Raw genomic sequence first — 12,295 nt, 5'->3', positions numbered from 1 at the left:
GCTCACGCCCGAGGGGGTCTTCAGGGGCAGCGGACGACCTGACCGGCGTAGGTCAGGCCGCCGCCGAAGCCGAACAGCAGCACCGGGGCGCCGGAGGGCACCTCGCGCCGCTCGACCATCTTCGACAGGGCCAGCGGCACGCTCGCCGCCGACGTGTTGCCGGACTCGACGATGTCCTTGGCGATGATCGCGTTCGGGATGTCGAGCCGCTTGGCGATCCCGTCGATGATCCGGGCGTTGGCCTGGTGCGGCACGAACGCGGCCAGCTCCGACGGGGCCACCCCGGCCTTCTCGCACGCCTCGAGCGCGAGCGGGGCCAGCGCCGTGGTGGCCCAGCGGAAGACCGCCTGCCCCTCCTGCGCGATGTACGGCCGCCAGCCCTCGATCCGGACCGCGTCGCTCTTCTCCGGCACCGAGCCCCACACCACGGGGCCCACCCCGGCCGGCTCGCCCTCGGCGGTCGCGGTGACCACGGCCGCACCGGCGCCGTCGCCGAAGATGATGCAGGTCGAGCGGTCGGTCCAGTCGGTGAAGTCGGAGAGCTTCTCGGCGCCGATGACGATGGCGTTGCGCGCGGCGCCGGCCCGGATGGCGTGGTCGACCGTGCCCAGCGCGTACGCGAAGCCGGAGCAGGCGGTGTTGATGTCGTACGCGCCCGGCGCGCTGATGCCCAGCTTGGCCGCGACCCGGCAGGCCACGTTCGGGCTGCGGTCCACCGAGGTGCAGGTGGCCACCACGACGAGGTCGATGTCGGCGGCGGTGAGGCCCGAGTTGGCCAGCGCCTTGCCGGCGGCGGCGGTGGCCATGTCGGCCACCGTCTCGTCGCCGGCGATCCGCCGGGTGACGATGCCGACCCGGTCCCGGATCCACTCGTCGTTGGTGTCGACCATCTGGGCGAGGTCGTCGTTGGTGACCACGCGGGAGGGCTGGTAGTGCCCCATCGCGACGATCCGGCTGCCGGGCATCAGTGATTACCTTCCGTTCGCGACTGCGGGACCCGCAGGATCGGCTCGTTCTTCGTGCTCACGCGCTGTGCCGGGCGATCAGGTCCCGCGCGGCGGGCAGGTCGTCGGGGGTGTTCAGGGTGACGATCTCGGGCGCGCCCGGGCCCTTGAGCTCCCGCTTGACCAGACCCGCCAGGGTGCCGGCCGGCGGCAGCTCGATGACGCCGGTGACGCCGAGGTCGGCCATCGTGCGCATGCAGAGGTCCCACCGGACCGGGGCGGTGACCTGGCGGACCAGCCGCCGCACCAGCTCCGGGCCGTCCTCGACAGGGGTGCCGTCGAGGTTGGAGAGCAGGGTCCGGGCCGGATCGGCGGGGGTGATGCCGGCGGCCGCCCCGGCCAGCGCGGCCTCGGCCGGGGCCATGTACGGCGTGTGGAAGGCGCCGGCCACCTTGAGCATGATGACCCGGGTCCGGGCCGGCGGCTCGGCGGCGAGCTTCTCCAGCCCGGCCACCGCGCCGGCGGCGACGATCTGGCCGGCGCCGTTGCGGTTGGCCGGGTGCAGCCCGTGCGACTCCAGGGCGGCGAGCACCTCGTCCGGGTCACCGCCGAGCACGGCGGCCATCCCGGTCGGCTCCAACGCGCACGCGGCGGCCATCTCCCGGCCACGGGCGCCGGCGAGGGTGACGGCCGCCTCGGCGGTCAGGACCCCGGCCAGGGCCGCGGCGCCCAGCTCGCCGACGCTGTGGCCGGCGACCAGCCCGATATCCTGCATCGGCAGGTGCTCGGCGGCGAGCAGCGCGGCGGCGACGAGCAGGGGCTGGGTGCGGGCGGTGTCCTTGATCTCGTCCGCGTCCGCCTCGGTGCCCAGGTGGAGCAGGTCGACCCCGGCCAGCTCCGACCACGAGCGCAGGCGCGCCGTCGCGTCGGGCAGGTCGAGCCAGGGCGTCAGGAAACCGGGCTTCTGCGAACCCTGTCCGGGTGAGAGTACGGCGAGCACGTCTACGACTGTGACGGATACTCGCGGGTCGCGCTGTAACGCACGGCACGAAACCGCACTAGAAGGTTTGGAGGATACCTACAAAGATCGGCGCCGATCATCACCTGTCTGTGGTGATTTGCCGGCTGCTGAGCCCAATGTCTGACTCGGGACCGGTGCGACACCCGGGACCACCGGGTCGAGCCGGCCGACCGTCAGGGCCACCTGCAGGGTGAACGCGTCGCGCGGCGTGAGCGGCGAGAAGCCGGCCACCTCGGCGACGCGCTTGAGCCGGTACCGCACCGTGTTCGGGTGGACGAAGAGCGCTCGGGCCGCGCTCTCCAGCGTGCCGCCGGCGGCGAAGAAGGCGTCCAGCGTCTCCAGGAGCTCGCCGCCGGCGCGGGCCAGGGGGGCGTACACGTCGTGGCGCAGCCGGCGGCGGGCCTCGGCGTCGCCGGCGAGGGCCCGCTCGGGCAGCAGGTCGGCGGCGGAGACCGGGCGGGGCGCGGTCGGCCAGGCCGGCGCGGCCCGGAAGCCGGCCAGCGCGGCGCGCGCCGAGTCGGTCGCCTCGTCCAGGCTGGGCACGGCCGGTCCGACCACCACGGGGCCCGCACCGAAGGCGGTGAGCAGCTTCTCGGTGGCCGCCACCGGGTCGGCCGCCCCGCCCAGCACGATGACCAGCCGGTCACCGTGCACGCCGCCGATCACCTCGACCCCGATCCGGCGGGCCTGCCGGTAGACGGTGTGCAGCACGGCGGCCACCTCACCACCCGGGGAGCGGCCCACCGCCACCGCGACCGGCGGCGCGTCCGACCAGCCCAGCGCCGCCGCCCGGCTGGCCAGCACGTCGGGCGAGTCGCCGCGCAGCAGCGCGTCCACGAGCAACGCCTGCAACCGCGCGTCCCAGGAGCCCCGGGTCTCGGCGGCGCGGGCGTAGACCCGGGCGGCGGCGAAGGCGATCTCCCGGGAGAAGCGCAGCACGGCCTCCCGCAGGAGCTGCTCCTCGCCCTTCACGGCCAGGTGCGACACCTGCTCCTCGACCACCTCGATGGTGACCTTGATGAGCGCCACGGTCTGCTGGAGGGTGATCGAGCGGGCCAGGGCCTGCGGCGCGGCGGCGAAGACCTCGTCCGACACCTCCTGCGTGCTGTCGGTCGCGCCACCGCCCTGGTGCAGCCACTGCACCAGCGACCGGACGCCGGCCTGGGCGACCAGCATGACCCAGGAGCGCTGGTCGGCCGGCAGCTCCCGGAACCAGGGCAGCGTCTCGTCCATCCGCGCCACGCTGGCGGTCGACAGGGCGCCCGCCGCCCGCTCGATCCGGCGCAGCGTCGCCGACAGCTCGGTCCCGCCCGGTTCGCTCACGGCGTGCCCTTGGCTCGCGACTGCGGGGCTCGCAACCCCGGCTCACTCCTCGCGCTCACGGCACCAGCCTGACACGCCCTGACCAGCGGCTCCACCCCGAGGCCCGCCCGCGGGCCGGGCGACGGCGGCGGTCGGTGACAATGATCTCCCGTGACCGACACCCCGCGCGCCCTCGCCGACCTCGCCCGCGACATCGACGCCACCTGCCGACTCACCGGACGCTTCGTGCTCCGCTCCGGCCGGGTGGCCGACGAGTACTTCGACAAGTACCGGTTCGAGGCCGATCCGGTGCTGCTGGACCGGGTCGCCGCCGGCCTGGCCGGGCTGGTCCCGCCCGGCACCGAGGTGCTGGCCGGCCTGGAGCTGGGCGGCATCCCGGTGGTCACGGCGCTGGCCCGCCACGTCGGGCTGCCCTGCGCGTTCGTCCGCAAGACCGCCAAGGCGTACGGGACCGCCCGGTTGGCCGAGGGCGCGGACGTGGCCGGGCGGCGGGTGCTGATCGTCGAGGACGTGGTGACCTCGGGCGGTCAGGTGGCGATCTCCACGGGCCAGCTCCGCGAGCTGGGGGCCACCGTCGAGCACGCGCTCTGCGTGATCGACCGGGGCGAGGGCGGCACGGAGGCGCTCGCCGGGCACGGCCTCGCGCTGCACGCCCTGCTCACCCGCGCCGACCTCGACGCCGCCCGCCGGGGCTGACCGGTTCCGGTCTCCGGACGATCTCCACGGGTACGCGCCGAAAACCCCGTCGGCCCCGGCCAGTACGGTGTCAGGGCACGTCGGGGTGACGACCGCCCGACGGGCGAAGGCGAACGTGAGGAGGCCGGGATGGCGCACGGGGAGGCCGAGCACGGCTGCGCCCAGGGTGAGCCCTGCCGTCCGGGCCACCACGACCAGCCGGCGCCCGCCAAGCACCCGCGCCGGGCGGGCCTGAGCCATTCGGAGCCGGCCGCCGGCTGGGCGCCCGAGCGCGCGGACGACGAGCCGCCCGTGCCCCGCCAGCGGGCCGCCGAGCCGGTGCCGCCGGCCGGGGAAGAGGCGGAGCCGCCGCAGGGCTGCCGCAGCGACCTGCCCGGCTGGGCGGGCGCCCACCGGCACGGCGCGGTCCGGCCGCGCAGCCGCACGGTGCGCCGGGAGCGGCCCCCGCGCCGCTGGTGCTGACCCCGCGCCCGCCGTCCGGCGGCTAGCGTGGGCGGGGTGAAGGCGATCGCGATCGACGCGTACGGGCCGGTCGAGCAGCTCACCCTCCGCGAGCTGCCCACCCCGCCGGTGGGGCCGGACACGGTCCTGGTGCGGGTACGGACCGCCGGGGTCAACCCGGTCGACGGCAAGATCCGCGAGGGGCGCCTCGACACCATGCTGCCGAGCCACTTCCCGCTGGTGCCCGGCTGGGACGCGGCCGGGGTGGTCGAGGCGGTCGGGCCGGCGGTGACCGGGTTCGCCGTCGGTGACGAGGTGATCGGCTACGTCCGGCGCGACGACGTCCAGCACGGCACGTACGCGGAGCTGGTGCCGGCCCCGGAGCGGTGCCTGGCCGACAAGCCGGTGCAGGCGTCCTGGGCCGAGGCGGGCGGGCTGCCGCTGGCCGGGCTCACCGCCTACCAGGCGTTGCAGCTGGCCCGCACGGGCGCGGGTGACACCGTGCTGGTGCACGGCGCGTCCGGCGGGGTGGGGCACCTGGCGGTGCAGCTGGCCCGGGCGCTCGGCGCCGGCCGGGTCATCGGCACGGCGAGCGAGGCCAACCACGACTTCGTCCGGTCCCTGGGTGCGGAGCCGGTCAGCTACGGCGACGGCCTGCTGGACCGGGTCCGCGCGGTCGCGCCCGACGGGGTGGACGTGGCGCTGGACCTGTTCGGCGGCGACGCCCTGGACGTCTCCGCCGAGCTCGTCGCCCGGCCGGCACGGCTGATCTCCACGGCCGACCCGGAGCACGTCACCCGGCTCGGCGGCAGCTACGTCTTCGTGAAGCCGTCCACGGCCGACCTGAGCGTGCTGGCCGGGCTGGTCGACGCCGGCCGGCTCGCCGTGCACGTGGCCCGGACGTTCCCGCTGGCCGAGGCGGCCGAGGCGCAGCGCCTGGTGGCGGCGGGACACGTCCGGGGCAAGGTCGTGCTGGAGGTGTGACCCCCGGCTCAGCGGGTGCGGCGGCGCACCAGCAGCGCGATGCCGGCGAGCCCGGCGGTGATGACCACCATCACCCCGACGTTGAGCAGCAGCAGCCGCTGGAGTTCGCCGAGCGCGGCGTCGATGTCCTCCACCGGGTCGAGCGCCTCTTCCGGGATGACCCGCTCGCCGCCGCCGATGCCGCCGCTGAGCGTGTCGAACTGCCGCTCCAGCGGCACCCCCGCGGCGCGCAGCGTCTCGGACATGTTGAGCCGGCCGAAGAACCAGCCGGCCCGGGTCTTGCTCAGGTCGGGCTGCTTGGCCGGGCGGTAGACCCGGGGGCCGCCCTTGGCGAGCGGGTAGAGGTCGTAGGTCTTCATGGGCGTGCCGGCGGTGAGCAGCACGACCGTGTACTTGGGACCGAGGTCCTTGGCCGCGGGCCCGCGCTGCTGGCCGGTGGCACCCAGCCACTTGACCTGGTCGACCACCATGTTGACCTCGGCGGGCCGGGTGTCGGCGCGCAGCTGCAGCGGCTGGTCGAGCAGGTGGCCGGTGATGTCCACTCCGGCCGGTGCGAGCTTGGGCTTCGGCGCCGCCTGCGCCGGGGTCGTGCCGATGAGGGCCAGCGAGCACGCGGTCGCCACCACCACCCCGGCCACGGCTGCCAGCAGCCGCCTCACCTTCCGGACCATCGCCGCCTCCTCGCCCCGTTCGATGGGTGGCTCCGCGCTGGGCCGGCCGAGGGGTGGGCGCCGGGCGCGGACCGGCGTCCATTCTCAAAGACTCCGCAGAACGGCGCTGGGTTGCACTCGCTGGAAGAGTATTTGGAACTATGTGCGATCTGTGACCGACCAACAGAGCGGCCGATGATCAGCGGCCGGATCGTACCCGGATGGAGGAGTTCATGGGGGGCAGGGTCGCTCGTGCGGTGCGGGGCTCGTTGGTGGTGCTCGGGGTGGCGGCGGGGGTGTCGGTGCTGCTGCCGGCCGCGCCGGCGGCCGCGCACAACTCGCTGACCGGCAGCGATCCGAAGAACGGGGCGCGGGTGGCCACCGCGCCGAAGCGGGTCGAGCTCCGGTTCCTCGCCTCGCCGGCGCCCGGGTCGACGAAGATCACCATCACCGGGCCGGACAACGTGCCCGCCGCCGGTGGCGCGCCGACCTTCGCCGGCAACCGGGTGAGCGTGCCGTTCCGCCCGGGCGCGGCCGGCCTCTACATCGTGGCCTACCGGGTCGGGTCGGCGGACGGCCACCCGGTCAGCGGGGAGATCCGCTTCACCCTCACCACCGGCACGGCCGCCGCACCGCCGTCGGCGACCGCCACCCCGACCTCCGCCACTCCGAGCACCCCGGCGGCGTCGCCGACGACCTCCGCGGTGAGTCCCACGCCCGCCGCCGACGAGGTCGACTCCGACGGGGGTACGGGCTGGCTGTGGGCGGTCGTGGTCGCCGTGGTGCTGGTCGCGCTGGGCGGCGGCCTGCTCCTGCGCCGCCGGTCCGCCCGCGGCTGACCCCGGGCACGCGACAGGGGCCCGCCGGACGACCGGCGGGCCCCTGTCGATCCGGGGTCAGAACAGGCGCACCCGGGCGGCCCGCAGCCGGGTCAGGGTGCGGTCGCGGCCGAGCACCTCCAGCGACTCGAACAGCGGCAGCCCGACGGTCCGGCCGGTCACCGCGACGCGGACCGGGGCCTGCGCCTTGCCCAGCTTGAGGCCGCGCTCCGCGCCGACCGCCTCCAGCGTGGCCTTCAGCGACTCGGCGTCCCAGCTCTCCAGCGTCTCGAACGCGGCGATCGCCGCGTCCAGCAGTTCGGCCGCGCCCTCCTTCATGGCCTTCGCCCAGGCCCCCTCGTCGATGAGCGGGTCGGCCAGGAAGAGGAAGTCGACGTTCGGCACGATCTCGCTGAGCACCGCGATCCGGGTCTGCGCCAGCGGCGCCACCGCCGCGAACGCGGCCGGGTCGAACTCGGCCGGCTGCCACGGCGGCGGGGCGATGGTGCCGGTGCCGGTGAGCCACGGCTGGCACGCGGCCACGAAGTCCTCCACCGGCAGCGCCCGGATGTAGTCGCCGTTGAACGCGCGCAGCTTCTTCTCGTCGAAGAACGCGGGGGAGGGGTTGACCTCGTCCAGCCGGAACTCCTCCTCGATGACCGACCAGGGCACGATCTCCCGGTCGCCGGAGGGTGCCCAGCCGAGCAGCATGAGGTAGTTGCGCATCGCCTCGGCGAGGTAGCCCTCGTCCCGGTACGCCTCCAGGGCGACCTTGTCGCGCCGCTTGGACAGCTTCTGCCGCTTCTCGTTGACCACCACGGGCACGTGCGCCCAGATCGGCGGCTTGACCCCGAGCGCGTCCCAGAGCAGCTGCTGCTTCGGCGTGTTGGGCAGGTGCTCCTCGGCCCGGATCACGTGGGTGATCCCCATCGTCATGTCGTCGACGACGTTGGCCAGCAGGAAGACCGGCGAGCCGTCGCCGCGGGCGATGACGAAGTCCTCGATCAGCTTGTTCTCGAAAGTCGGTTCGCCGCGGATCAGGTCGACCACGACGGTCTCGCCCTCGTCCGGGGTGCGGAACCGCAGCGCCCGGCCCTCGCCGGGGCCGAGGCCCTTGTCGCGGTGGTAACCGTCGTAGCCCTGGTACTGCGAGCCGGTGCGCGCCTGCACGTCCTCCCGGGTGCAGTCGCAGTAGTACGCCCGGCCGCCCTCGTAGAGCCGCTGCGCGGCGGCCCGGTGCTCATCCGCGTACGAGGACTGGAAGTACGGGCCCTCGTAGGTGCCCCGCGCGATGCCGATCCAGTCGAGCGCCGAGAGGATGCCCTCGGTCCACTCGGGCTTGTTGCGGGCCGCGTCGGTGTCCTCGATGCGGAGCACGAACACCCCGCCCTGCTGCTTGGCGTAGATCCAGTTCTGCAGGGCCGAGCGGGCACCGCCGACGTGGAACATTCCGGTCGGGGAGGGGGCGAAGCGTACACGTACCGTCACGTCCCCCAGCCTACGGCGGGCCACGACCGCATTCGGGCAGGGGGCCGGTTCAGGGCACCGCCTTGATCTTCAGCACCAGGACGCTGCCGACCAGGGTGACCACCGCCGTCACCGCGTACAGGGTCGGATATCCGCCCAGGTGGACCACGATCGGGGCGGAGAGCGCGGGGCCGAGCACCTGCGGCGCGGAGTTGGCGATGTTGATCACGCCGAGGTCCTTGGCCCGGTCGGTGGCGGCCGGCAGCACCTGGGTGATGAGCGCGGCGTCCACGGCCAGGTAGACGCCGTAGCCCGCGCCGAGCAGCAGCGCGGCGACGATCGCCATGGGCCAGGTCGGCGCCACCGCGAGCAGCACCGCCGCCACCGCCATGATCAGCCCGGAGACGATCACGAAGACCTTGCGCCGGCCCGAACGGTCGGAGAGCCGCCCGGCCACCACGGCGGTGAGCATCATGCCCAGCGTGTAGAGCAGGATCAGCACGAGCAGGGCGGCCTCGGGGTCGGCCACCCGCACCCCGTCGGTGAGGAAGTAGAGCAGGTAGAGCGTGCCCAGCGCGTTGCCGGTCTGCACCAGGAACCGGGTGAACCAGGCCCAGGCGAAGTCGGGGTGCCGGCGCGGGCTGATCCACATCGAGGCGACCAGCGCCCGGGCCCGCAGCGGCGACCGGTGCTCCCGGGGCAGCGGGTCGTCCTGGGTGAGCAGCGCGAACGGCAGGGACAGCAGCAGCACCGCGAGCGCGATCGCGGCGTAGCCGGCGGCGTTGCCGGCGACCACGGCGGTGACCAGCACCGCGCCGACCACCAGGCCGAGTGCCTGCGGGATGCCCACCCAGCCGGAGACGCCGCCGCGCTGCGCCACCGGCACCCGGTCGGGGATGGCGGCGGTGAGGCTGGCCAGCATGGCGTTGAAGCAGACCTGGGCCGCGACCCAGGCGACCGCCACCCCGGCGATGCTGTCCTGGCGGGCCAGCACCACCAGGGCGAACGCGCCGACCACCGCGCCCGTGGCGGTCCAGACATGCCGGCGGCCGAGGTGCCGGTCGGCCAGGCGCAGCGAGGTCCGGTCGGACAGCGCACCCGCGAGGGGGTTCGCCAGCACCGCGGCGAGCGCGCCCAGGCCGGTGACGACCGCCAGCATCGCCTCCTTGTCGGCCGGCGCGATCCGTTCCACCTGCTGCGGCAGCAGCACCTGGATCGGGGTGAAGAAGGCCATCCAGACGCCCAGGTTGGCCGCGAAGATCAGCGCGATCCAGCTCCGCCGCACCGGCACTGTCGGCTCGGCGAGCGCCGCCGGCAGCGAGGCCGGCGTCGGGTTGACGGTGGTCATCGCCGGACCAGGTCCCGGAACCAGGCGTACGACGACTTCGGGGTGCGCCGCTGGGTGGCGTAGTCGACGTGCACCAGGCCGAACCGCTTCGTGAAGCCCTCGGCCCACTCCCAGTTGTCCAGCAGGGACCAGACGAAGTACCCGGTCACCGGCACGCCGGCGGCCATCGCCTCGCGCACCGCCCGCAGGTGCCCGTCCAGGTACGCGATCCGGTCCGGGTCGGCCACCCGCCCGTCGGCGTCCGGCACGTCGTCGTACGCGCAGCCGCTCTCGGTGATCTGGATCGGCGGCAGCGCGTCCCCGTACCGGTGGTGGAGCTGGACGAGCAGCTCGCGCAGCCCGTCCGGGACCACCGGCCAGTCGAAGGCGGTGCGCGGGTAACCGGTCAGCGGCACGATCTCGAACGGCAGCGGCGAGTCCTCGTCGGCGGGTGCGCGGATGCCGGTCGGGTTGTAGTAGTTCACCCCGAGCACGTCGATCGGGGCGGCGATCACGTCGAGGTCACCGGCGCGGACCACGCCCGGGTCGAAGCCGGGCTCCTCGGGGTAGCCGCGGCCGACAAGCGGATCGGTGAAGAGGCGGTTCTGCAGCGCGTCGTACGCCGCCCCGGCGGCCCGGTCGGCGTCGGTGTCCCCGGCCAGCCGCACCGGGGAGTAGTTGTTGGCGATCGCCACCGGGCTGCTGCTGCGGGCACGCAGCGCGGCGACCGCCAGGCCATGCCCGAGGAGCTGGTGGTGGGCCACCGGGAAGGCGTCGAAGAGCAGCATCCGGCCGGGGGCGTGCACGCCCATGCCGTGCCCGAGGCTCATGTGGACGAACGGCTCGTTGAGGGTGATCCAGAGCTTCACCCGGTCGCCGAGCCGGGCGGCGACCAGGTCGGCGTACTCGGCGAAACGGTGGGCCGTGTCCCGGTTCAGCCAGCCGCCGGCGTCCTCCAGGGCCTGCGGCAGGTCCCAGTGGAAGAGGGTGGCCACCGGGTCAACGCCGACGGCGAGCAGGGCGTCCACCAGCCGGTCGTAGAAGTCCAGCCCGGCCGCGTTCGCCGGGCCCGCGCCGGTGGGCTGCACCCGCGGCCACGCGACGGAGAACCGGTACGCCGACACCCCGAGCCCGGCCAGCAGCCCGACGTCCTCGGCGTACCGGTGGTAGTGGTCGCACGCCTCGTCGCCGGTGCTGCCGTCGACGATCCGGCCGGGCGCGTGGGCGAAGGTGTCCCAGATGGACGGCCCGCGGCCGTCGGCCGTGACCGCCCCCTCGATCTGGTACGCGGACGTGGACACCCCCCACCGGAAGCCGGCGGGGAACTCGGGCATCGGCGCGCTCGTCATTCGCCCTCCCAGAAACGCGAAGCGTGCTCGCGACTCTAGGGCCCGAGTGGCCGTCGCGCCATAGGCCCGAAACCGCAGGTAGGCAAGGGTTTTCGGCGTGTCTTTTCCGAAGCCGTCCGCTTAAGTCCGATTTACACATAGAGTGCCGAATATCGCGGATGTGTTTTAAGTGGGGGAAAGATAGACATGATCCTCGTGGAGCGCAGTGCGCACGTGATGGCGCCGGTGGAAACCGTCTGGGACGTCGTGCAGCGGGCCGAGCAGTTGCCGGCCTGGCTGGCGGGCGTCCGCGCGGCCGAGGTCCTCTCCGGGGAGGGGTTCGGCCGGCGACAACTGGTGCAGGCCGGGCGCGGCGCGGCGCACGAGGCCGAGGTTATCGCCTACCAGGAGCCGACCCTGATCGGCTGGCGTGAACGGGCCAAGGGGGCCGGCGCGCGGGCCGAGGCGCGCACCGAGATCTATGTGCAGCTGACCCCGGACGAGGAGGAGGGCGGGACGGTCGTGCGGCTCATCGTCGTGCGGTGGCCCGCCGGCCCCGTCAAGGCCGCCCTGCTCCGGCTCGGCCTGCGCCGGGTCGGCGCCGATCTGGAGGACTCGCTGGCCCGGCTCACCGACCTGGCCGCCGTCGGCTGACCGAGCCCGTCCCGGCGTCGCCCGCGATGGTGATGGTCCGGCGTCCCCGCCAGGGACGCCGGACCATTGTCACCTCCCCGGCGCTCAGCCCGCCCGCAGCTCCGCGATCGTGGCCCGGAGCCAGGTCCGCTCGGCCCGGCTGATCTCCCGGGCCATCACCAGCATCCCGCGCCGGAAGGGGTCGGTCTGCTCGGCGGCCCGCTGCGGCCGGTCGCCGCTGGCGAAGAAGCTGGCCGGCTGGTCGAGGAAGGACAACCGGCGTTCGAGCACGGTGGCCTGCGCCGCCCGGTCGCCGAGCTGGCCGAGGAAGGCCAGCAGCGTGAAGAACCGGTTCTGGTCCGTCACATCCAGCTCGGCCGGCTCGCGCAGCCGCCGCAGCAGCTCCGCCCGCCCGGCGTCGGTGAGCGAGAGGGTGTGCCGGGGCGCCGCGGCGGCGCCCGGCTCCCGTTGCCGGCTGACCAGCCCGGCCCGCTCCAGCCGGTTGATCGCCGGGTAGAGGCTGCCGTCGCTGACCGGCCGGGCGTAGCCGGCGAGCCGCGCGATCCGGGCCTTCAGCTCGTAGCCGTGCAGCGGTCCCTCGCCGAGGAATCCCAGGATCGACAACTCCAGCACCCGTCACATTCTGCCTTGCCCGGCGCCGCC

The 12,295-nt window shown here is 74.4% G+C and carries 13 protein-coding genes; 5 read left to right on the top strand and 8 right to left on the bottom strand.

Going from position 1 to position 12,295, the window contains the following annotated elements:
• Positions 1–20 precede the first annotated feature (20 nt).
• The 3 genes from GA0070214_RS26125 to GA0070214_RS26115 form a co-directional block, all read right to left on the bottom strand.
• Positions 21–965, bottom strand: coding sequence for a beta-ketoacyl-ACP synthase III (locus GA0070214_RS26125; protein ID WP_091269156.1), 945 nt, complete (start codon positions 963–965; stop codon positions 21–23).
• A gap of 58 nt (positions 966–1,023) precedes the next feature.
• Positions 1,024–1,944 carry an ACP S-malonyltransferase gene (locus tag GA0070214_RS26120; protein ID WP_091269155.1) on the bottom strand — a complete coding sequence of 307 codons (921 nt, stop codon included), beginning with the start codon at positions 1,942–1,944 and terminating at the stop codon, positions 1,024–1,026.
• Between the two features lie 78 nt (positions 1,945–2,022).
• Positions 2,023–3,288, bottom strand: a complete 1,266-nt coding sequence (locus tag GA0070214_RS26115) for a PucR family transcriptional regulator (protein ID WP_091269154.1) — start codon at positions 3,286–3,288, stop codon at positions 2,023–2,025.
• 150 nt (positions 3,289–3,438) lie between these two features.
• On the opposite strand from GA0070214_RS26115, the gene GA0070214_RS26110 reads away from it, so the two are divergent.
• From GA0070214_RS26110 to GA0070214_RS26100, 3 genes are all read left to right on the top strand, one after another.
• Complete coding sequence (locus GA0070214_RS26110) at positions 3,439–3,984, top strand: orotate phosphoribosyltransferase (RefSeq protein ID WP_091269153.1); 546 nt, start codon at positions 3,439–3,441, stop codon at positions 3,982–3,984.
• A 129-nt stretch (positions 3,985–4,113) separates the two neighbouring features.
• A complete protein-coding gene (locus tag GA0070214_RS26105) occupies positions 4,114–4,446 on the top strand; it encodes a hypothetical protein (RefSeq protein ID WP_091269152.1) in 333 nt (110 codons plus the stop codon).
• A 36-nt stretch (positions 4,447–4,482) separates the two neighbouring features.
• Entirely contained in the window at positions 4,483–5,409 is a 927-nt protein-coding gene (locus GA0070214_RS26100; protein WP_091269272.1) for an NADP-dependent oxidoreductase, read from the top strand.
• Between the two features lie 8 nt (positions 5,410–5,417).
• Here GA0070214_RS26100 and GA0070214_RS26095 read toward each other — a convergent pair whose 3' ends face one another.
• A complete protein-coding gene (locus tag GA0070214_RS26095; protein ID WP_091269151.1) occupies positions 5,418–6,080 on the bottom strand; it encodes a hypothetical protein in 663 nt (220 codons plus the stop codon).
• A gap of 212 nt (positions 6,081–6,292) precedes the next feature.
• Here GA0070214_RS26095 and GA0070214_RS26090 point away from each other — a divergent pair, with 212 nt between their 5' ends.
• Positions 6,293–6,898, top strand: coding sequence for a copper resistance CopC family protein (locus GA0070214_RS26090; RefSeq protein ID WP_091269271.1), 606 nt, complete (start codon positions 6,293–6,295; stop codon positions 6,896–6,898).
• 57 nt (positions 6,899–6,955) lie between these two features.
• Here GA0070214_RS26090 and gltX read toward each other — a convergent pair whose 3' ends face one another.
• From gltX to GA0070214_RS26075, 3 genes are read right to left on the bottom strand one after another with little or no spacing between them, the layout of a single operon-like run.
• Positions 6,956–8,365 (bottom strand): glutamate--tRNA ligase, encoded by a 1,410-nt coding sequence (gltX, locus tag GA0070214_RS26085; protein ID WP_091269150.1) that lies wholly within the window; start codon positions 8,363–8,365, stop codon positions 6,956–6,958.
• 49 nt (positions 8,366–8,414) lie between these two features.
• Entirely contained in the window at positions 8,415–9,692 is a 1,278-nt protein-coding gene (locus tag GA0070214_RS26080; protein WP_091269149.1) for an MFS transporter, read from the bottom strand.
• Complete coding sequence (locus tag GA0070214_RS26075; protein WP_091269148.1) at positions 9,689–11,020, bottom strand: GH1 family beta-glucosidase; 1,332 nt, start codon at positions 11,018–11,020, stop codon at positions 9,689–9,691. Before GA0070214_RS26075 ends, GA0070214_RS26080 begins: the two co-directional genes overlap by 4 nt.
• Before the next feature lie 186 nt (positions 11,021–11,206).
• Between GA0070214_RS26075 and GA0070214_RS26070 the strand changes: the two genes are divergently transcribed.
• Entirely contained in the window at positions 11,207–11,653 is a 447-nt protein-coding gene (locus GA0070214_RS26070; RefSeq protein ID WP_091269147.1) for an SRPBCC family protein, read from the top strand.
• Positions 11,654–11,737: 84 nt separating this feature from the next.
• On the opposite strand, the gene GA0070214_RS26065 is transcribed toward GA0070214_RS26070, so the two are convergent.
• Entirely contained in the window at positions 11,738–12,265 is a 528-nt protein-coding gene (locus tag GA0070214_RS26065) for a PadR family transcriptional regulator (RefSeq protein WP_091269146.1), read from the bottom strand.
• Between the last annotated feature and the right edge of the window lie 30 nt (positions 12,266–12,295).

Source organism: Micromonospora chaiyaphumensis (genome assembly GCF_900091435.1).
GTDB classification, from domain to species: Bacteria; Actinomycetota; Actinomycetes; order Mycobacteriales; family Micromonosporaceae; genus Micromonospora; species Micromonospora chaiyaphumensis.
This window is presented reverse-complemented; position numbering and strand designations above follow the sequence as displayed.